Raw genomic sequence first — 22,679 nt, 5'->3', positions numbered from 1 at the left:
GCTTTATTTTTGATATGTTGCGAACTCGAAAGCAATCCCCGTTTTGTCGTCAATATGTTGTTCAGCTGCAACCTTTTTAAACTCAGTGGGAATTTCTGGATAATAAGCATCACCTTGAACATCAAGTTCGACATGAGTCAGTTCTAGGCGGTCGGTAATATTCATGGTTTGTTTGAAAATTTCACCACCGCCAATAATAAAAATGCTGGTTGGTTTTTCAGAAGCTTGCACATCGGCAACAGCTTGAGCTAAAGCATCTTCAATCGAATAAGCGACTTTTGTACCTTCAAATGACCAATTGTGGTCACGGGTAATGACCCAATTGACCCGTTTTGGCAGGGTTCGCCCCATAGATTCTAAGGTTTTGCGTCCCATGACCACAACACCACCTTGGGTGATGGCTTTAAAGTGTTTGAGATCAGCAGAAATATGCCAAGGTAAATCATTTGCTTTACCAATGCAGCGTTGTTGATCCATGGCTACAACGTGAACAACTTCTAAATTTTGGAATGACATGAATGAGTTCGCCTTAATCTTGATATTGACATTCCCCAAGCTTAAATTTGAAAGTCCACCTTGATAAAGGCGGATTTCGAGGGATTATTTATTTGGGGGTATAAATATGAAAAGAACAAATTAAACCGCAACAGGGGCTTTAATCCCCGGATGTGATTGGTAAGCTATAATTTCAATATCCTCAAATTTAAAGTCAAAAATATCTTTAATTTCAGGATTTAATTTCAGTTGGCATAGTGGCATTGGTTCACGGCTTAATTGTAATTGAGCTTGTTCAAAATGGTTGACATATAAATGCGTATCGCCACCGGTCCAAACAAAATCACCAACGCCTAAACCACATACCTGTGCAATCATATGAGTAAGTAGTGCATAGCTGGCAATGTTAAAGGGAACACCTAAGAATACATCTGCGCTGCGTTGATACAATTGGCAAGAGAGTTTGCCGTTCTGTACAAAAAATTGGAATAGGGTGTGACAGGGTGGCAGAGCAACATTGCCAGCTTCGTTTGGATTCCAACCCGAGACAATTAAACGACGTGAATTTGGATTACTTTTAATTTCATTAATCAGCCATTTGATTTGGTCAAAACCATCTTGCTCATATAAACCATGGTCTTTTTGAGTTGCGCCAAAATTACGCCATTGATGACCGTAAACGGGACCCAGCTCGCCTTCAGGACGACCAAAACGTGTCGTTTGTTCTTGGGTTGACCATTCATCCCAAATTGAAACTTTGTTTTCTTGGAGATATTTAACGTTGGTGTCGCCTTTGAGGAACCATAATAATTCAATCGCAATGGAGCGGAAATGAACTTTTTTGGTGGTTAGTAAAGGGAAACCTTGGGAAAGATCAAAGCGCATTTGATGACCAAATACAGAACGTGTACCTGTTCCAGTACGATCGCCTTTATCGCCACCGTTGTCGAGGATGTGTTGTAAAAGGTCTAAATACGCTTTCATAAAAATTCCAAAAAGTTGAGTTCCCCTAAGCACAAACCGAGTCATTTCAGGGCTGTTGCTACAAGATCATCTAAGTCGAGTTGACCTAGCAGTTTATACTAAAATACAGTTTTTTTTAAGCGTTAAGCTAGAGGCATTGGGTTGGGGCAACGGTGAAAAAATGCTGAATTTGAATTCAATCTTGTTAATTCATGGGGTGAAATCTTGAGAAAAAGGAAGAATTGCTTCATTATTCTTTGCACAAAATTTTATGCAGATTAATTTTATTTCACTTTTATACAACTAAAAATAAACTAAAAAATAGTCAGTTAGCGCCTCCATCTTAACAAAGACAAGATATCTTACATATTTTATATGAAAAATTCATATTCAGGGGTTACCATTCTGACCGCATAAACAAGCAGCTATGCGTATTGCTTAAGATTAAATTAGTACTGTATTTAAAGAGAAATTAGAGGTTTTGGAATGCTTTATGATCAACATATGGGGGTACGTGATATTCATGCACCCGCAGCAACAGAAATCATTATTCGTTCAAAATCAGGTCAAAGCTACAAATCTGCAGTCAATTCAGATCCTATTATCAGACCAGAAAAATCAAAAAATAAGAACTATACTTCTGGCAGTGCTCAGCGAATTGATATTGATAAATTTACCCAAAAATTGCAAAGCATCACCCGTCAAACCAGTTCAAAAAAATGTGCAAAAAGTATCAGAGTGGCTTTGGAGTCAGCAGGTGCTCAGTTTAAAAGCCATCCTGTTGCTGCTTCGGATTGGGGTAATACCCTGATGAAAATTGGTTATAGACAAATTAACCCTAAGTTTGATGCGCCTAAGCAAGGGGATATTTATATTATTCGTCGAACCAATAAACATACCTATGGTCATATTGCAGGCTTTACTGGCACACAATGGGTGTCCGATTTTAGACAAAGAAGTTATGATGTTTATAAAGAAAGTGGTTTGACTTACCAATATTATCGTCTTGGTTTTTAAGTTGTTAAAGATGTGAAAGTTGTTTAAATAATAAAAGCCCCAATCGGGGCTTTTATTATGAAAATGAGCAGATAATTGTGTCCAAGGGCACTTTTTATTTGGGCTTAAAGTGGTTAAGGCAGCTGTTTGATTGGACTACCACCTAAAGCCTGCATCAAGGTGACATAGGCATTGTATTGGCTTTGCTTCGTTTGTACTAAGGACAGGCGCGCATTGCGCGTAGTTTCTTGTGCATCTAACAGGTTTTTAAGTGCAATCGCCCCGTTACGGTAACGTACTTCAGTTAAACGCTCAGTTTTTTCAGCAAGTTGTACATTACGTTCTTGCAGCGCCACTTGTTTATTGAGTTCAGTACGTGCCGACAGCGCATTTTCAACATCAGCAAAAGCCTGATACAAAGTTTGACGATACTGGAGAATTGATTTTTCATAATCCAAATCACTGATTGCCAAATCTTTTTTCATATCATTGTATTGTAAGAACGGTAAGCTGAGGCTTGCGCCCAAAGTTAAAGCGGGATTTTTTAACAAGTTGCTTAACGATGTACTAGAACTACCTAAATTTCCAGTCAAACTTATGGATGGGTAGTAACTGGCTTTAGTGGCATCTTTACTGGTTAAAGCTTTACGTAAACGTAATTCGGCAGCTTGCAAATCTGGACGGCGCGCAAGCAAGTCCGCAGGTAAGCCTGCTGCAATGTTGGGTAGAGCAATACGGGGTAAACGAGCAGGTTCTTGAATGTTGAGTTGCTGTACGGGCATGTGTAGTAAAACAGCCAAAGCGGTACGTGCTTCTACGCGTTGCTGTTCAATTTGACTTAACGTCGCTTTTTGGCTTTGCACTGCTTGTTCCGCAGAGGTCAGGTCTAAACCTGAAACTGCACCAGCACGATATTGGGTACGCACCAGTTCATAGGTTTTCTGTGTGCTGGCTAGGTTTTGCTGCGCAATTTGATAACGCTCATTCAGATAACCCAGTTGCCAATATAAGTTGGCAGTGGTCGCAATTAAGCTTTGTGCGGTACTTTGTAAATCCTGTTCAGTTGCCAGTGCTTCCCAACGCGTTACTTCCGTTTGGTTGGCAAGTTTTCCAAATAAGTCCAATTCATAGCTGACACCACCACTCAGTGACAATCCACGTGAAGAATCATTACCTGAACTTAAGTCAATATTATGTCCTGTGGATACGCTTGAGCTAACACGTGGACCTTGCTTGTTTTGCGCTAAGCCAGCTTGTAAACGTGCTTGTTGTAAATTAATCCCTGCAACGGCTAAATCAGTATTGCTGCTGAGGACTTGATTGACCAATTGATTTAACTGGGTATCGCCAAACAAAGTCCACCATTGATCTGCATCAATATTGGCATGTACTTGTTGGCTTATGGCTTTGCTGTTTTGAAAATTGTTTGGAATATCTACACTGGGTTGTTGGTATGGCGTTTTCACCACCGCAGCGCAACCGAACAGTGAACCACTCAACATTAGGGCAGTGGCAAGTTTGGTAAAATTCATGTGCATTTTGAGTATCCTTATTCGCGAGAAAGTGCATCTACAGGATTTAACTGTGCTGCATTACGGGCAGGGATAAAGCCAAAGATAATCCCAATCATGCTTGAACAAATGAAGGCTGCGATAATGGACGTGGTTGAGTACGCCATTTGAAAGGTGTCTCCAGCAAAATGACCAATCAACTGCCCAATACCTAATGATAAAAGTACACCTAAAATGCCACCTAAAATACACACCAATACCGCTTCAATCAGAAACTGTTGCAAGATGTCACTTTGCCGTGCCCCAACCGCCATACGTACGCCAATTTCTTGAGTTCGTTCCGTTACAGAAACCAGCATAATATTCATTACGCCAATCCCTCCGACAATCAATGAAATCACCGCGATTGCAGAGACGAGGAGTGTCATGGTTTGTGTGGTTTGCTGAATAGTTTCACGAATACTGTCCGAATTCTGGGTAAATATGTCTTGCGCGCCATGACGTTGTACCAGTAAGTTTAGAATGGCATTTTCGGCAGTAGCACTTGGATATTCATCTTTAACACGGACAATGATGCTGCGGACATTCGACTGTCCCAACATGCGGCTCATCACAGTTGAGTAGGGTAAATAAACATTTAAACTGTCGGAATTCCCCATCATTGATTTTTGCGCTTCAATCACGCCAATAATACGACTTGGTACACTACCCAAAAGAATGACTTGACCTACAGGGTTAGTCCCATCACCAAAGAAGGTTTTCTTGGTATTGTCATCAATCACCACATCTTGCGCACGTTCAGTCACGCCTTCTTTGTCAAAAGGTTGCCCAGCTTGAAAGGTCATACCTTTGACATAGAAAAAGTCTGCGCTTACCCCATTCACAGTAGCTGATGCCTCAGTATCTTTAAATCGGGCAGTGACACTGCTGTTGACGGAAGGACTAACACCATCGACATAAGGCTGTTCAGCCAATGCTTCAGCATCGGCAGGAACCAAGGTTTTGACTTGGGCTGTTTTAGAGTTATCGCCAAAGCCACGTCCCTGATAAACGGTAATGGTGTTGGTGCCGAGGCTACTGATATTTTCCAGAATCTGTTTCTGAGAACCATTACCTAAAGCAACTACCGAGACCACCGATGCAATGCCAATAATAATCCCAAGCATAGTCAGGAAGGTACGCATACGGTGTGCATTCATGGCCAATAATGCCATGCGGAAGGCTTCAGCCAATCGATCTGCTGCTGAACGCCAAGAAGGCGTTTTCTTTTGCGGTGTACGGTTGAGCTGCTGTTTCTCAAGCACTTCACCATCTGCCTCAGGTACATTTACGCGATCGGAAATAATATTACCGTCACTAATTTCAATAATGCGTGAGGCATTTTTCGCCACGTTCATATCATGGGTAACAAGGATGATGGTATGACCTTTGGCATTGAGTTCACGTAAAATACGCATGACTTCAATACCACTGTTTTTATCCAATGCACCTGTGGGTTCATCGGCTAAGATCACATCACCACCGTTCATTAATGCACGAGCAATCGAAACACGTTGTTGCTGACCACCTGAAAGTTGACTGGGGCGGTTTTGGGTTTTTTCAGCTAAACCTAAGTCAGAGAGCAGTTGAGTTGAACGTTGTTGCCGTGCAGAGGCATCTACGCCTGCATAAATGGCTGGAACTTCGACGTTGCCCGCAGCAGTCAAATCTCCCAATAAATGATAACGCTGAAAAATAAAACCAAAGTATTCACGACGTAGCTGTGCAAGCTCATCGGCTTCTAATTTGCGTGTTTCACGTCCTTTGACCTGATAACTACCCGATGTCGGTTGATCTAAACATCCAAGAATATTCATTAGTGTGGACTTACCAGAACCTGATTGCCCAACGATGGTGACCAGTTCTCCAGCGTAAATTTCTAAATTGATGCTCTTTAGAATCTGAATGCTACTTTCCCCAGCAGGGAATTCACGAGTCAGATCTGTGACCTTGAGCAAAGGTGGTTGATTTTGACTCATGATTACATTCTCATTGGACCAGCGCCTGCGCGGTTACTACGTTTTGCAGCATCATTTGAGGTATCTGAAGCATCTGCAATCACGACCTTATCACCTTGCTTTAAGCCTTTGATGATTTGGGCAGTGACGCGATTATTTAAACCCACCAATACCGCTTGTGGTTTTGCCGTTCCATCCGCTTGAACCACGCGAACCATAGATAAAGACGCTTTACCTTGTTCGATGAGTGATTTTTCTTCAGCAGAAAGCTCTAGACGTTTCGGACGATCAGTCTTGGTTTGATCCGTTGAGCTTTTCGCTGTTTGTTCTTTTGCTGTATCGCTACGTTTAGCTTGAGAACGATTTGAGCTTTGTATTGCTGCGGCAGGAATGGTTAATACATTCTTGGCTTCACTAAGGATGATATAAACTTGTGCCGTCATATCAATGCGTAACTTGCCATCTTCATTGGGTACATCAAATAATGCGTTGTAATAAATTGCAGTGCTAGATGATGTGCTACTGGTTTCGGTATTAATTGAGTCAGGTGCAGGCTCTACTTGGCGTAATTTTGCATAATGTTTTTTATCGCTATTTCCCAGAGTGGTGAAATAAACCGTTTGACCTTGTTCAACTTTCATCACATCGGCTTCAGAAATTTCAGCCTTAATAGTCATCGTGTCAAGTTTTGCTAATTTAACAATCGTTGGTGCACTTTGGTTGGCATTTACGGTTTGACCTTCTTCAGTCACAATCGCAACAATCGTTCCGTCCATTGGTGCAATAATTTGGGTATAGCCTAAATCTTCTTTGGCTGTTGCAAGTGTTAAGCGAGATTGTTCAATTTGCGCATTAATGGCCAAAATATCCGCTTGTGCCGTTTTATAGCTTGCCAATGCCGACTCTAACTCTGCGCGAGATGTTGCATCTTGTGCATACATGGCTTGTTGACGTTGATATTCAGATTGCACTTTAGCCAGATTGGCTTGTTTAACTGCCAATTGTGCTTGTTGGTTTTTAATATTGGCTTCAGCGGTTTTTAAATCATTTTCCTGACGAATTGAATCAATTTGAGCAATCAGTTGACCTTGTTTCACTGGGTCACCTAGTTCGACATACATTTTTTTCACCTGACCTGAAACCTGTGCACCAACACTGACCATTTTGGTCGCTTCAAGTACACCAGTTGCAAGCACTGAGTCTTCAATATCACCGCGGTTGACTTCGCTAGTAATGTATTGAGGTGATTGTTCTTTTGGCTTTAAGAAAAACCATGCAGTAACTGCAATGGCAAGAATACAGACCACAGCAACGATTATTTTGGATGGTTTTATTTTTGGCATAGTGATCATAAGAATTCGGAAAATTGGATTGATTATAAAAGTTAAATAAGGATAAAACGTGAATTTTTAAAACAAATGAGAATTATTATTAAGAATAAAATGGCTTGAGTTTGAGTACGTTCAATATTGATGATTTAATCAAATCATCAATATGATTCATTTAAAAGATACATTACACAATTGCTGACAGGTAGTCATTATTCTGCAAATAAACGTTGACCGCAGAGACTAACAATTGCTTGCATCACTAAATATTCAGCATTTTCACGACTCAGTCCTTTAATTGCGGCATCAATACGCAACAATAGAGCAGGCCAAGTCAGAAAACAGTTCGGATTCAGTCGTCTGAGCGCTTGTTGATATTGACTGACTTTATTTTTCCAAATACCTAGTTGTAAGGCATTTTGTGGTTGTTCAAACAATTGCATCAGTAAGCGCATTTCTTTGCTAATGCTCCATAAAATCAGACTCATTGGCTCGCCTGAGGCAACCAAATATTGAAAAATTTTAATCGCTTGAGCTAAATTTCCAGCAAGAAGTGCATCATTTAAGTCGTAGGTGGTATAACGCGATTGATCCTGTAAACATGAGTACAAATGATCAATCTGAATGATATCGACATCTACAAAAGTATCACTGACGCGCATGAGACTGTTTTTTGCAGCGAGCAAATTGTGCTCATGGTGCTGTTCAAGCCATTGCCAAGCATCATTGGCCAGTTTAATACCGAGCTTTTCTGCCTCAATAGCTAAAATCCGTTGTCGATCTTGTGGATAGTTAGCCGTCAGAGGCACAGTAACCCCATTGGCATCTACCACTTGAAAAAAACTGGATTTTAAACTGCTGCTGTCTTGTTTAGGCATCACCATCAGCAACAGGTTTTGTTCGTTGTGTTGAATATAGTTTTTCAGCAGTTTGAGACTACTGGCATCTGGTTTGATGTTGCCATGTACTTCAATTGCCAGTTGATTGGAAAACAGCGATAAGCTATTTAAAGCATTAAAGACATTTTTCCAATCACTGACATTGCTAATGTCGTAACGTTGCCGTTCAATCTCTTGTTTGTGCCAACTTTGACGAAAAGCATCCAGTAAATTTTGTTCAAGTAATGGCTCTTGACCATACATAATCCAAGCGCCGCGAGCTTCATCAACACGTTTCAGTGCTTGTGGATAGTCAAGTTTCATAACTGAAGGTCTATATTTTAAGGTTGTGTTGCTGGTGTGGTAGGTTTGGTAATAACTTTGGGTAAACGATTAGATGAAATTTGACGCACAATTTGCTGTGCTACATCATCCACCATCACTTCGTTTAAATATTTTTGTTCTTGGTCATCGGTATTTACGGTCGCCACATCATACTGATAGCTACGTGAAGCAGTAATGGTTCGAGGTTCCGTCACAGGATGACCTTGCGCATCTTCAATGCGGAAAGTCACGGTTAAACGCAGTAAAGTTTCCACCAATTTACCGTTAAGCTCATGACGTTGTGGCTTATATTCAAGTACACGTAACACATAAGCATCAGGATTGTTGCTCAGTTGAATACCCGTTGCACCTAAATAAATCGCCAGTTTTTCGTGTAATTCTTCTGTGTTATTTGGCAGTGCTAAACTCATTTTAGAGTACGCGACAGGAGCAGTCGTTGGGTTCATGCCTTTTAAATGAAAACCACAACCGACTAAGCCGGCACTTAGACCCAAAGTTAATACAACCGCTGCAACACGTTGAACTAAGTGCATGCTTTTTCCTCTGTTTTATCCCAAAGATGGGTAAATGAATTTCTGAGTTGATTGTAAAGTCAAAGCCCGTTGATTGACAACGGGCTTTGTTTGGCTTTTGTTTTATTTCCTTAAAGTTCCTTCTCCCTTGGGGAGAAGGTTAGGATGAGGGGAATTACCTCTCCCTAACCCTCTCCTAGGAGGAGAGGGAATTTAATAAGGGAATTAAACCACCAAATTGACTAATTTATTCGGCACCACAATTTCTTTCTTGGTTGGGCCTGTTAAGAATTGCTGCACTTCAGGTAATGCTTTGGCTTGAGCCAAAATATCTTCTTTAGAGAGATCAACAGACACTTCCAACTTGCCACGAAGTTTACCATTTACTTGTACCACAATCGTTTGCGTGTTGCGTGTTAGCGCAGATTCATCAACAATAGGGAGCAATGTTTCAGTTAACTCAATACCGAATTGAGCCAATAAGGTCTGACTTAAATGTGGTGCAAATGGTGCAAGTAACGTAAGCAAGCTAATAATCGCCTCGCGTTCAACAGCAACATCATTATCATCTCTCGCTTCAAACTTATTGCAGGCATTTAATAATTCCATCTGCGCTGCAATGGCGGTATTAAAGGCATGACGACGTTCAATGTCATCACCGACTTTTTGAATGGTTTCATGTGTTTTACGACGTAGATCTTGTGCTGCTGATGACAAGTTCGCTGCATCAATTGCAGCAGCATGGTTGCCTTTTTCTAAGAAACCTGTGGTTAAACGCCACACCCGTTTCAAGAAGCGATTTGCACCTTCAACACCTGCATCAGACCATTCAAGTGATTGATCGGGTGGTGCAGCAAACATCATAAATACACGTGCAGTATCTGCGCCGTATTGCTCAATAATCGATTGCGGGTCGATACCATTATTTTTTGATTTCGACATTTTTTCTTGACCGCCAACCACAACTTCTTGACCATCACCAGTGTATTTGGCAGAAAGAACACGACCTTTTTCGTCTTTTTCTAACTCAATATCCGCAGGGTTAAACCATGTTTTTTTGCCAGATTCAGCTTCACGGTAGAAGGTGTCTGCTAAAACCATACCTTGAGTTAGCAAGTTGGTGAAAGGTTCATTACCTTGTACCACACCTTCATCACGCATCAATTTGTGGAAGAAGCGAGCATACAATAGATGTAGGATTGCGTGTTCTACACCACCAATATATTGGTTCACAGGTAACCAAGATTGAGCTGCCGCAGGTTGTACGATACCGCCCTTAAATTCTGGTGATGCAAAACGTGCATAATACCAAGACGATTCTACGAACGTATCCAAAGTATCTGTTTCACGACGTGCATCCGCACCACAACATGGACAAGTTGTCTCAAAAAATTCAGGCATTTTATTCAAGGGATTGCCTGAACCATCTGGAACAACGTCAGTTGGTAAAATTACAGGAAGTTGTTCTTCAGGTACGGGTACTTGACCACAAGTGTTACAATTGATCATTGGAATTGGACAACCCCAATAACGCTGACGAGAAACACCCCAGTCACGTAAACGGAATTGCACTTTCGGATTTGCCAGTTGTTGTGGCTCAAGTTTAGCCAATAACGCATCATATGCTTCTTGAATGGTTAAGCCATTTAAGTCACCTGAATGAATCAGCTTGCCTTCTTTTGTGCCATACCAATCTTGCCATGTGGTTGAATCATATTCACCATCATCTGCTTTAGCATTGTCAATCACTTGGGTAATTTGAAGACCGAACTTATTGGCAAATTCGAAGTCACGTTCATCGTGTGCAGGTACGCCCATCACCGCGCCTGAACCGTATGACATCAACACATAGTTTGCGATCCACACTGGAACTAATTCGTCAGTTACAGGGTGTTTTACAAACAAACCTGTTGCCATGCCTTTTTTCTCAGCAATAGCAAGATCTGCTTCTGCCACTGAACCCATACGGCATTCTTCAATAAATGCTTTTAATGTTGGATTACCAGCTGCTTCTTGAATGGCAGCCGCTTTCAGTGCAATCGGATGTTCAGCAGCAACAGCCACATAGCTCACACCCATTAATGTATCTGGACGCGTGGTATAAACGCTTAAGCCATCTGCATAAATTTCAGTGTTTGCAGAAGGGAAAGTAACATCCATCCCTTGTGAACGACCAATCCAGTTGCGTTGCATGGTCAAGACTTGTTGTGGCCAACCATCTTTTAATGTATCTAAATCATCCAATAATTCTTGTGCATAATCGGTAATACGGAAGTAATACATTGGAATATCACGTTTTTCTACCAATGCACCCGAACGCCAACCACGACCATTTTCAACTTGTTCATTGGCTAAAACGGTTTGGTCTACAGGATCCCAGTTTACCGTTGAAAGTTTGCGATAAATCAAACCTTTCTTATACAACTGTACAAATAACCATTGTTCCCAGTGATAATATTCTGGAGTACAGGTCGCAAATTCACGATCCCAATCGACTGAAAGCCCCAGCTTTTTTAACTGGTCACGCATATAAGCGATGTTTTCAAAGGTCCATTTTGCAGGTGCAACTTGGTGTGCAATCGCTGCATTTTCAGCAGGCAGACCAAAAGCATCCCAACCCATCGGTTGCAGGACAGTTTCACCTTTGAGACGGTGGAAACGACTAATCACGTCGCCAATGGTATAGTTACGCACATGACCCATATGCAGTTTGCCGCTTGGGTAGGGGAACATCGATAGGATATAACGATGTTTACCTTCTACAGTGTCGGCAACTTTAAAGGCTTTGCGAGTTTCCCAATCCTGTTGGACATTTGGCTCAATCGCACTAGCTTGATATTCAGGGTCAATGTGAGAAGTAGTCATATACGTATATTAAGAACAATGGTTAAAAAGTTTGTTGCACAGCATAGCGCAAAATGCACTAAAAAGTGAATTTTGCGCCTGACATAAAGCATAAAATATTGAAGTTTTTAAACAGCAAAAATGAGATTCATAGATAAAATTAGAAATCTTTATCTTTCAGCGGGCACTTGATGGATGAACGACTTCATCACCAACTGATAGTGTATTAGGTATAGTACCTGCTGGAATTTGAGGAATTGAAACAACGGGGCTACCTTCTTGAGCAGCCTCATTTGCCGAAGGATGTGCTTGATTACTTGGTGCAACTGTAGTTGATGCGTGATTCCAACCATATGTACCCACTTTCCCTTTTTTCTGTGCAGATTTTGGTGGTGGGGTTGCGGTGTAATGGGTAGAACCTTTTGCATCCACCCATTTGTAATATTCTTTCGCGAAGCTGGTGGTCGAACTTAGGCTGAAGCTCAAGCATATCGCCATGAATCTAAACTTGATAAAAGGTGATGACATGAGAAAGAAGTCCTTATCGTAATAATGGGTTAGAGTGAAGGCTGGAATTTAGTCAAACTACATGTTCTACATTTTATATGGTTTTTATTGATTTGCAGAAAAAAAAGATAAGCTGACCAATGTAATTGATGACTGGACTAAGCATAAATAATTATTGGATAAATGCTCATTTTAAAAATATAAATCGTTAAATTTTAATTAATTTTTGATCTGGTTATTCATGTTCTTCAATGAAAATTACAACTATATATATTGAGTGAGAGAGGGTGTGGTTTAACTTTTCGCCATATGTGTCTAGCTCAAAATCAATAAAATATTAAATTTATTTATCTAATTTATAATATTTTTTTATTAATGGGGCTTTTAGTTCGAAGGAACTGTTGGTTTTTCAAATAAAATTGCAGACGGAAAAATCAAATCTGAAAGTGGGTGTTTAGCTTAAAAAATAAACGGCTTGTAAATAAACAGAAAAAAGCCAATTTTTAAACTTGACTTTAATAGGCGAAACCACAAAAATGCTGGCTGTAGTTTTATATGTGTTTATTTGATCACCCTTCGAATAAATGTCATGTCATGCAATGGGCATTCTCTCTAGCCGAGAAAATGAACAAAGTAAACAATGAAATGTGTTTATCCCAACACGTTTTAGATCTCATATTGCTCAAACAGCAAACAGATCAGAATTTTTTCCTATTGCTGCGAAAACTATGAAATATGTGTGCTATAACAGAGCTCACAATCAATGAATGAAACACTGTTTATGTCTTTCATAACACAGTGAAAAAAGATTAGGGTGAATCACGTTGGAACTTTTATCTGGTGGTGAAATGCTTGTTCGCGCATTGGCGGACGAAGGCGTTGAGCATGTTTTTGGATACCCAGGCGGCGCAGTATTACATATTTATGATGCGCTCTTTCAACAAGACAAAATCAATCATTACCTTGTGCGTCATGAGCAAGCTGCTGGTCATATGGCAGATGCTTATTCACGTGTAACAGGTAAAACGGGTGTTGTTCTCGTCACATCAGGCCCAGGCGCAACCAATACTGTAACGCCAATTGCAACGGCATATATGGACTCAATCCCAATGGTGATTTTGTCTGGTCAGGTTGCAACACATCTAATTGGCGAAGATGCATTCCAAGAAACAGACATGGTGGGCGTTTCTCGTCCGATTGTGAAGCATAGTTTTCAAGTGCGTCATGCGAGTGAAATTCCTGCGATTATTAAAAAAGCATTTTATATTGCCTCTTCTGGTCGTCCAGGTCCTGTAGTGGTTGATATTCCTAAAGATGTAACCAATCCTGTCGATAAATTTGCTTACGAATATCCTGAAAAAGTGAAGATGCGTTCTTATCAACCACCGCATCGTGGTCATTCAGGTCAAATTCGTAAAGCCATTGAAGAGTTGATTAGTGCTGAACGTCCGATCATCTATACCGGTGGTGGTGTTGTTCAAGGCAATGCCTCTGAATTATTGACTGAACTTGCACATCTTTTAAATTACCCAGTAACCAATACCCTTATGGGTTTAGGTGGCTTCCCGGGTGATGATGAGCAGTTCGTTGGCATGTTGGGTATGCATGGTACGTATGAAGCCAATATGGTCATGCATAATGCAGACGTTATTTTGTGTATCGGTGCGCGCTTTGATGACCGTGTTACCAATAATCCTGCAAAATTCTGTCCAAATGCTAAAGTGATTCATATTGATATTGACCCAGCGACGATTTCAAAAACCATCATGGCACATATCCCAATTGTGGGTGCAGTAGAACCTGTACTTCAAGAGATGTTGGTTCAATTGAAGCAAATGAATGTTTCTAAACCAAATCCTGAAGCGATTGCGGCTTGGTGGTCGCAAATCAATGAATGGCGCAAAGTACATGGCTTACGTTATGAAGCGGGTACGAATGGTGTAATGAAGCCTCAACAAGTGGTTGAAGCGATGTATAAAATGACGAACGGTGAAGCGATCATTACTTCAGACGTTGGTCAGCATCAAATGTTCGGTGCAAACTACTATAAATACAAACGTCCACGTCAGTGGATTAACTCTGGTGGTTTAGGGACAATGGGTGTGGGCTTGCCTTATGCAATGGCGGCAAAACTTGCCTTCCCAGACCAACAAGTGGTGTGTATTACGGGTGAAGCATCTATTCAGATGTGTATTCAAGAGTTATCGACATGTAAGCAGTATGGCTTAAATGTGAAAATTCTTTGCTTGAATAACCAAGCTTTGGGCATGGTTAAGCAGTGGCAGGATATGAATTACGAAGGTCGTCACTCAAGTTCTTATGTTGATTCACTGCCTGATTTTGCCAAACTCATGGAAGCGTACGGTCACGTTGGTATTCAAATTGACCATGCGGATGAGCTTGAATCTAAGCTTGCTGAAGCGATGGCGATTAATGATAAATGCGTGTTCATTAATGTCATGGTTGATCGTACTGAACATGTTTACCCGATGTTGATCGCGGGTCAATCGATGCAGGATATGTGGTTAGGAAAAGGAGAGCGTACGTCATGAGACATATTATATCGGTACTCGTTGAAAACGAAGCTGGTGCGCTTTCTCGTTTAGTGGGTTTATTTTCTCAACGTGGTTATAACATTGAGACTTTAAATGTTGCACCAACCGAAGATCCAACTATGTCGCGTTTGACTCTGACCACGTATGGTGATGACCATAAAATTGAGCAAATCACCAAGCAATTGAATAAATTGGTTGAAGTGGTGAAAGTGGTTGATTTGTCTGAAGGCGCGCACATTGAACGTGAACTCATGTTGATTAAAGTAAAATCACTTGGGGCAGCACGTGCAGAGATTAAACGTACTGCTGACATTTTCCGTGCGCAAATTGTAGATGTCACACCAACGACCTATACCATTCAAATTGCTGGTACAACAGAAAAACTCGATGGTTTTATTGATGCACTTGCAGAAAATACCATTCTTGAAGTTGTACGTTCAGGTGTTTCAGGCATCGCACGTGGCGAAAAAGTTTTAACGATCTAACAGATTTTAATTTTATTCACACATTCTACTCATCTTTCAGGTGAGGTTCTAAGCCAGTGAATACCAATAACATCATTGGCTTAGATAAAAGGAAACAAAAAAGCATTTTAGCGGAGACAGCAATGCAAATTTTTTATGATAAAGACTGTGATTTATCGATCATCCAAGGTAAAAAAGTAGCAATCATTGGTTACGGTTCACAAGGTCATGCGCATGCGCTTAACCTTAAAGACTCAGGCGTTGACGTAACTGTTGGTTTACGCGCTGGTTCTACTTCTTGGAAAAAAGCTGAAAATTCAGGTCTTAAAGTATCTGAAGTTCCTGCTGCTGTTGCTCAAGCTGACGTAGTAATGATCTTGACTCCAGATGAGTTCCAATCACAACTTTATCGTGATGTGATTGAACCGAACATCAAGCAAGGTGCAACTTTAGCATTTGCTCATGGTTTCGCTATCCTTTATAACCAAGTTGTACCGCGTGCTGATTTAGACGTGATTATGATTGCTCCAAAAGCACCAGGTCACACGGTACGTTCTGAATACCAACGTGGTTCAGGTGTACCTGACTTAATCGCGATTCATCAAGATGCTTCTGGTAATGCACGTAACGTTGCGCTTTCTTATGCTTCTGGCGTGGGTGGTGGTCGTACAGGTATTATTGAAACTTCATTCCGTGAAGAAACTGAAACTGACCTTTTTGGTGAGCAAGCAGTTCTTTGTGGTGGTGCTGTTGAATTGGTTAAAATGGGTTATGAAACGCTTGTTGAAGCGGGTTATGCTCCAGAAATGGCGTATTTCGAATGCTTGCACGAACTTAAATTGATCGTTGACTTGATGTTTGAAGGCGGTATTGCGGACATGAACTATTCAGTATCGAACAATGCTGAATATGGTGAATATGTAACGGGTACTGAAGTGATTAACGAACAGTCTCGTGAAGCAATGCGTAATGCATTGAAACGTATCCAATCTGGTGAATATGCAAAAATGTTCATCCAAGAAGGTGCGTTGAACTACCCATCAATGACTGCACGTCGTCGTCAAAATGCTGCACATGGTATTGAAGTAACAGGTAACAAGTTACGTTCTATGATGCCTTGGATTCAAGCAAATAAAATCGTAGACAAAGAAAAGAACTAATTTTCTTTGAGTTTGTCTGAAACTTCGTTCTTGCACTCGGGCAAAGCAATGCTTTGTCCTCGTTCATACCTTGGATTCAAGCAAACAAAATCGTAGACAAAGAGAAAAACTAAGTTTTTCACTGTGTATTGATTAAAAAAAAGCCGCTCATTTGAGCGGTTTTTTTATGCTACATTACTCATAACAGTCTGCATTGTTGAGTGTGTTGAACCATGAAAACTAAATTGCTGCTTTGTATTGCTACTCTGATTTTTTCCAATATAAGTCATGCTGAAATAGCTTTAAATGCTATGGAATTAAAACCATTCAATAATGTTCGTGTTTCTATGCAACGTATGTTGCGCTCGAGTGAGGGTAAATATTTCCTGAGCTTATATGCAGGCATTTGGAATCCACATGCGACTTTATACAATCTTGTTGATCAGCAGGAGATCAATTTAAAAGGGCTGCAAAAAGGAGATCAGCTGACTTTAAAATCTGTTGGCTCGGATAAGCTTGAAAATGGACAATATCAATTCACAGGGCTACTTGATTCAAATACAGGCAACCTTAATGCACATCTTTTGAAATCTGATCATAGTTTAGCGCAGTCCATTTCGTTTGAGCCTGCAAACAAAATTTCAAATAAACCAAATTTTATTTTTAAATTTTATGGTTTAGACAATCTGAGTGAACCATATAGTGCGGCACTCAAACAGCTAGATGTCGTGAATAAAAATAATAACACTGTTGCACAAAGCTTGGCAGGATTTACGGCATTTCCAAAAAGTATCGGTTATATGGATGTTAATTTTGATGGTTATTATGACATTGTGTTGTCAGATATTTCACAAGGCCGATCGATCAAGGATAGACGTTATATTTATTGGATGTATAACCCTCAAACACAACAGTTTCAACGCTCTCCTCAACTTGAAAATATCGTAGGCTTTCCTAGTTTACATGGGGAAAAGCAGCAAATTGATTTTGGAAATGGGCAATTATATCAAGTCGAAAATGGCTTGTTAAATCGAATCGAATAGCCAATTTTATTTTAGTCAGAATGTAGTCAAGGCATAATTTTATAGACATTAATATGCCGTGTATTGATCTTTGCTCAAGATTAAGTAGCCGCTATAGGTATTTTGAGATCACTATTAACTCATTATGCTCGACTCTGTAGAGTGTGGTGAGTTTTCACAAAGTGATATTAGAGAAAAGAGTATTATTTAAGTTGTATAAGGTATTAGATAAAATGGAGCGTGTACCTTCGTGGCTCCGATTAATGGCAAACATTCACTGCTTGCTAGATTGGCGAGCGCACATTATTTTAACTATTAAGCAGTTGTCTGTATCCAAATCTCCATGGGCATGATCTTGCCCAAAGCCCCATGCCTAACAATCAGTGCCATGAGTATGGTCGTATAAGTTCGTGTAAATAACCAGTTGATTTGACAAGATCAAAACTTGGCTGGGCTGCTTCCTGAAGTTACTCTATGGCATGTAATGAGAGCCATAATCTAGTTGCTGTAAAAAGTGATTTTTGAGTTCTCGTATTTCGCTCATGAAGCGAGGCGAGGCTTTAATTGGCGATTAACGAGATCCTTGATTCGCTCGGTGTTGCTTATTGCTCAAAATAAGAATGACTAAATAGATGATCAATTTTTTAATCAATGCTTTCGTTATGATGAAATGCGCCATACTAAATTCTATACATTTATTCTATAAAAACAATGGACTGAAATATAAAAATGATTTTCAAGACATTCCCGTGAGATGTTTTGAAATACTGCGATGATGGATGATTGTTTTCTCAAAACATTACATGCTGTATTGAAGATAAGTAGGATAAGTAGGATAAGTTACCATTGAGAAAATTTTCGGATTAAATAAATACAGATGAAAATAAGAATTGTCTGTATTTTTAAGAATAAATGGAAGTAATGTTAGGTCATAAAGTAAATTATTAGTTATTTTATATGCGGTTACGTGTTTATTGATTTAAGTTTTTAACCCAGTTAGCTGAAATTAAGAGGGTTAAATTTTGTTGAAAAATACTATAAAAATGTAGACAAAATCACATTTTTATCAAAAAAGACCAATAAATTAATGTTTTTTTGTAAAAAGTGTAATTTTGACATGTTTTTGTGTAAGTGTTTAATCGCCTAAAAAATCAATAAAATTATAGATTTATTTTTTTAGTTCATTTATTTGTAAACTGATTATTTTTTTAAAAAGTTAATATGAAATGAACTGAAATTTTATTATGTTTATTTAAAATAAAACATAATAAAAATGAGCCACTTTTTGAGTTTGTAAGTAAAAGTATAATGAAAATAAAGATAGTGTGAATAATAACACTTTTGTGTGTTTTTTAATCAATGGTAATAAGATGATTTAACAGTTACGGAAGCTACTAAAAGAGTTACAAACGTAATTGTTAAAACTCTTACAAATGCACATTCTTTTTTAAAAAAAAGAAATGGAGAAGACCATGAATAAAATGACAAAAGTTGCTTTGGCAACATTAATGTTAGGTATGTGTTCTACGGTAGTTTTAGCTGATGGTGAGGAGGCAGCTAGGGGAGATGATGGGCATCATCAACCTGGTAAACATGGGTGTGGAACGAAGTGTGATGGAGACATCGATATCGAACTAACTGTTGAAAAACATTGTGACTTAGATATCAATAAAGAAAAAATTGTAATGGCAAAAAATCTTATTGGTGGTAAATGGAGTGGGCAATCTAGCTTTGATGTGAGTGCAAATGCACCATATAGCTTGAACATTACCAAACCAGCCACTTTAGTCAATCAAATAAATCCAGCACAAAATATTCCAGTGGGTGTTAATACCTTATTAGGAGTAGTTCCTTATGTTGGTGCTGTTTTACCATATAGTCCATTAACAAGAACCTTCACTGTTAAGGCAGAAACCACTAATCCAGTTTCAAACATGGCTCATTGGGGCCTCTATAAAGGAACGTATAAAGTGGCAGTTGCATTCTAAGTAAAAGTAGGGAATAGTGGTGTATGCGAATGGCGTGCACCACTATTATAAATAATAAAGGAATAAATATGCATAAAATAGTTTTATTCTTAATTTTGAGTAGCTTAACTTGCCCTTTATTTGCTGGAATTAAATTCACTCCAATTCAATTATATTTAGGTAATAAGAGTAAACAGCAACGCAGTGCAACGGTGGTCGTTGAAAATTCTGGTTTTGATAGCGCTAAAATTTTTGAATTATCGGCGGTGAAATGGGAGCAAAATGAAAAAGGAGAAGATATATTAGTAGAAGAAAAAAATATTTTGTTTAATCCTAAAATTTTTGAATTAAAACCAGAAAGTAAACAAATTGTGCGGGTTGGGTTTATCCAACCATTTTCGAAACAAGATTTAGAGAAAGAACAAACTTGGCGTGTTATTTTTAATGAAGTAACCCCTATAACGGAAGATGAGGCTATTAATTTCCAATTTAATTTTTCTTTACCATTGTTTGTAGGTAAACAAGATAAAACTAATTTAGATGTGAAGTTAAGATCCGAAAATAATAATATGATAGTCGATGTTAAGAACCTTGCAAAATCACATGCGCAAATCACGAATATTAAATTGGTCGATAGTAATAATAAGGAATTGGTACAAAAAAATATTAATCGCTATTTACTGATTGGGCAGAAATATACTTTTGATTTAGGGATGGTGAATCATAAACAGAACGATAAAATAAAAGTCAAAATTAAAACCGATAAAGATGGAGATTTATTGGAATATTAAATCTAAGGGGTGATTCTATGAAATGTTTTAGAGTTGTTCTTGTTTTTTTTAGTGTAGTTGGAACTGCACAAGCTAATGTAGAGCTGTTAGCCCAATCGCGAGCAAATGTTGAGTCATTAACACAAACAGATGCGGGTGCACTTATTGTAAATGTATGGCTTAATGGTGTAGATCGGCACATAGAAACAGTATTGATTGTCACTAAGGATGGTGAATATATAGAGTGTAAAACGCTAGAAGAGTTGGGAGTTAATTCCCTTAAGTTCGTCAAAAATCAAAGCAAAGTTGGTTTTTGTCTTATGCGTAGTCCAGATATAAAATTTCAAAAAGATGATGCTTTACAGGCGATAAAAATTGATTTACCTGCCTCATATTTTAAAGACAGTAATTACGATAATTTAATCACTACTCCAACTAAGGCTAATTTTGGAGGGTTTCTTAATTATGATTATTTTTACTCTAAGGATGACTATTCCACAGATTTTAATGCTTATTCCGAAATTGGAATTTTTAAAGACTATTGGATGTTGAGTAATTCTATTTTGTATCGAGATTCCCCAGATGAGGATGAAAAACAATTTTTACGCGTGAGTTCTCTATTTGAATTGGAATTTCCAGATAAATATTTGAAGTTAAGAGTTGGTGATACGACCAGCGTTTACAACTCATTATTTAATTCATTTCGATATGGTGGTATTAGTTTTGGTACAAATTATACAGATCGCCCTGATTTTGTGTATTGGAATATGCCAAGCCTACAAGGGAGTGCAGCATTACCATCGACTGTAGATTTATATATTAATGGGGTAAATTTATACAAACAATCCATTACACCAGGGAATTACTCGTTACAAACAGGTGCCACTATTGATCAGACGGGTGATGCAAAAATTGTGGTAGAAGATATTTTGGGGAATCAGACTGTAAGGAGTTTTCCAGTTTATATCAGTAGTCAGCTATTACGTATCGGCTTGAATGAATATGATATTTCTTTAGGTAAATTAAGATATAACTATGATGAAGACGATAGTGATTATCGTGACTTTTTTTCAAAAGTATATTTTCGCCGAGGGGTTGCTGCAACTACGACACTGGGCTTTGATGCGATTTATTCGGAACAAGTTAGTAATTTAAGTTTTATGTGGACACAGGGTATTAGTAAGTTCGCATTGTTAGATACAGCCTATGCGCTCAGTGATTATAATGGCGATGTGGGGCATGCGGTTTCGGTTTCGTTATCTAGAAGCTTTGGAACTTGGTCATTTGGCTTAAATAGCCGTTATTATACAGAGGAATTTCAGCAGTTAGGTTTTGATGAGTATGAATTTAATACAAAAATGTCTAATCTTGCTTATATTAATTTTTCAAACTTAAAATATGTTGATGGTTTAAGTTTAACTTATGTTGATAATAAAAATTATGATATGCATGGTTTTGATTCGATTGATAGTCAGATCATCAATATTGGTGTGCAAAAAAAGCTCACGAGAAATATGTATACAAGTTTAAACTATTTTAAAAACTTCGAAGATGGTGATGATAGTTTTAATATTATGTTTAGTTACAATTGGGGTAATCGAGGAAGTATAGATTTAGAGCACAGTACGGATGATGGAGAAACTATATTAAGTTATTCTAAAAATAGTATCTTACAAAATGGTTTTGATTATTCGGTTGCAGTTGCACATATGGATAGTGATGTTAATTTCCATGGCTTTGGTTTGTATAAAACCAATATTGGTGATTTCAGAGCTTCTTATGATGAGTATGAAAATAATAAAGTGATGCAAGCACAATATCAGGGTGCATTGGTCTGGTTGGGAAATAAAATATCTATGACGAAGTATGTAGATAATGCATTTGCTTTGGTTCATGTTGATGGTATGAAAGATGTCGATGTTTTAAGGTCATTATCTGTTGTGGGTCAAACAAATAAAAATGGCTATCTTTTTGTACATAATATCATTCCTTATATTAATTACGATATTTCATATAATCAAGATCAACTTCCTTTGGATTATTCATTTGAAAACTCAAATCAAAAATTAAGTGCTTTAAATCAGAGGGGGTATGTTTTAGATTTTAAAGTTGCTTTAACGAGGAGATTTACGCTTCATTTAAAAGATTCTAATAATAATAATTTTCCTTTGAGTTCAATTGTAGAGCTGGATGGAAATAATGAAGAAAGTTATTTTGTCGATAGTAACGGCTTGGTTTATCTTTATCTATCTAAACCATCTAAATATGATTTGAAAGTCAAGACGCAGGAGGGTAAAACATGCAATACAACATTTAATATTTCTCAAAGTCAAATTGATAGCGCTGATACACCGATTATTGATTTGGTATGTAAATAATAGGAGGT

The 22,679-nt window shown here is 38.6% G+C and carries 17 protein-coding genes; 8 read left to right on the top strand and 9 right to left on the bottom strand.

Going from position 1 to position 22,679, the window contains the following annotated elements:
• Positions 1-3 precede the first annotated feature (3 nt).
• The gene (locus tag B9T25_RS03790) at positions 4-516 is read right to left on the bottom strand and encodes a dihydrofolate reductase (RefSeq protein ID WP_086187156.1); all 513 of its coding nucleotides are present in this window, start codon (positions 514-516) and stop codon (positions 4-6) included.
• Positions 517-636: 120 nt separating this feature from the next.
• A complete protein-coding gene (gene thyA / locus B9T25_RS03785) occupies positions 637-1,479 on the bottom strand; it encodes a thymidylate synthase (protein ID WP_086187155.1) in 843 nt (280 codons plus the stop codon).
• 465 nt (positions 1,480-1,944) lie between these two features.
• On the opposite strand from thyA, the gene B9T25_RS03780 reads away from it, so the two are divergent.
• Positions 1,945-2,475 (top strand): CHAP domain-containing protein, encoded by a 531-nt coding sequence (locus tag B9T25_RS03780; RefSeq protein ID WP_086187154.1) that lies wholly within the window; start codon positions 1,945-1,947, stop codon positions 2,473-2,475.
• 113 nt (positions 2,476-2,588) lie between these two features.
• On the opposite strand, the gene B9T25_RS03775 is transcribed toward B9T25_RS03780, so the two are convergent.
• The 7 genes from B9T25_RS03775 to B9T25_RS03745 form a co-directional block, all read right to left on the bottom strand.
• Positions 2,589-3,992, bottom strand: a complete 1,404-nt coding sequence (locus B9T25_RS03775) for an efflux transporter outer membrane subunit (RefSeq protein WP_086187153.1) — start codon at positions 3,990-3,992, stop codon at positions 2,589-2,591.
• 11 nt (positions 3,993-4,003) lie between these two features.
• A complete protein-coding gene (locus B9T25_RS03770) occupies positions 4,004-5,983 on the bottom strand; it encodes a MacB family efflux pump subunit (RefSeq protein ID WP_086187152.1) in 1,980 nt (659 codons plus the stop codon).
• A gap of 2 nt (positions 5,984-5,985) precedes the next feature.
• Positions 5,986-7,305 (bottom strand): MacA family efflux pump subunit, encoded by a 1,320-nt coding sequence (locus B9T25_RS03765; protein WP_086187151.1) that lies wholly within the window; start codon positions 7,303-7,305, stop codon positions 5,986-5,988.
• Between the two features lie 197 nt (positions 7,306-7,502).
• Entirely contained in the window at positions 7,503-8,492 is a 990-nt protein-coding gene (gene holA, locus B9T25_RS03760; protein ID WP_086187150.1) for a DNA polymerase III subunit delta, read from the bottom strand.
• 17 nt (positions 8,493-8,509) lie between these two features.
• Positions 8,510-9,046 carry an LPS assembly lipoprotein LptE gene (gene lptE, locus B9T25_RS03755; protein ID WP_086187149.1) on the bottom strand — a complete coding sequence of 179 codons (537 nt, stop codon included), beginning with the start codon at positions 9,044-9,046 and terminating at the stop codon, positions 8,510-8,512.
• 204 nt (positions 9,047-9,250) lie between these two features.
• Positions 9,251-11,890, bottom strand: coding sequence for a leucine--tRNA ligase (leuS, locus tag B9T25_RS03750; protein ID WP_086187148.1), 2,640 nt, complete (start codon positions 11,888-11,890; stop codon positions 9,251-9,253).
• A 156-nt stretch (positions 11,891-12,046) separates the two neighbouring features.
• The gene (locus B9T25_RS03745) at positions 12,047-12,355 is read right to left on the bottom strand and encodes a DUF4124 domain-containing protein (RefSeq protein ID WP_228146852.1); all 309 of its coding nucleotides are present in this window, start codon (positions 12,353-12,355) and stop codon (positions 12,047-12,049) included.
• An 845-nt stretch (positions 12,356-13,200) separates the two neighbouring features.
• Here B9T25_RS03745 and B9T25_RS03740 point away from each other — a divergent pair.
• From B9T25_RS03740 to B9T25_RS03710, 7 genes are all read left to right on the top strand, one after another.
• Entirely contained in the window at positions 13,201-14,928 is a 1,728-nt protein-coding gene (locus B9T25_RS03740; protein WP_086187146.1) for an acetolactate synthase 3 large subunit, read from the top strand.
• On the top strand, positions 14,925-15,416 hold the full coding sequence (gene ilvN / locus B9T25_RS03735; protein ID WP_004649846.1) for an acetolactate synthase small subunit: 492 nt from the start codon (positions 14,925-14,927) through the stop codon (positions 15,414-15,416). The genes B9T25_RS03740 and ilvN overlap by 4 nt, the downstream gene beginning before the upstream one ends.
• A 122-nt stretch (positions 15,417-15,538) precedes the next feature.
• A complete protein-coding gene (ilvC, locus tag B9T25_RS03730) occupies positions 15,539-16,555 on the top strand; it encodes a ketol-acid reductoisomerase (protein ID WP_086187394.1) in 1,017 nt (338 codons plus the stop codon).
• A gap of 212 nt (positions 16,556-16,767) precedes the next feature.
• On the top strand, positions 16,768-17,577 hold the full coding sequence (locus B9T25_RS03725; RefSeq protein ID WP_086187145.1) for an XAC2610-related protein: 810 nt from the start codon (positions 16,768-16,770) through the stop codon (positions 17,575-17,577).
• A 1,451-nt stretch (positions 17,578-19,028) separates the two neighbouring features.
• Positions 19,029-19,544 carry a DUF4402 domain-containing protein gene (locus tag B9T25_RS03720; RefSeq protein ID WP_086187144.1) on the top strand — a complete coding sequence of 172 codons (516 nt, stop codon included), beginning with the start codon at positions 19,029-19,031 and terminating at the stop codon, positions 19,542-19,544.
• A gap of 68 nt (positions 19,545-19,612) precedes the next feature.
• Positions 19,613-20,314 carry a molecular chaperone gene (locus tag B9T25_RS03715; RefSeq protein WP_086187143.1) on the top strand — a complete coding sequence of 234 codons (702 nt, stop codon included), beginning with the start codon at positions 19,613-19,615 and terminating at the stop codon, positions 20,312-20,314.
• A gap of 17 nt (positions 20,315-20,331) precedes the next feature.
• On the top strand, positions 20,332-22,671 hold the full coding sequence (locus tag B9T25_RS03710; protein WP_086187142.1) for a fimbria/pilus outer membrane usher protein: 2,340 nt from the start codon (positions 20,332-20,334) through the stop codon (positions 22,669-22,671).
• Positions 22,672-22,679: the final 8 nt, after the last annotated feature.

The organism is Acinetobacter sp. ANC 4470 (assembly GCF_002135335.1).
Classification (GTDB): domain Bacteria; phylum Pseudomonadota; class Gammaproteobacteria; order Pseudomonadales; family Moraxellaceae; genus Acinetobacter.
Note: the sequence above shows the minus strand (reverse complement) of the source record. Positions and strands in the feature narration are given on the sequence as shown.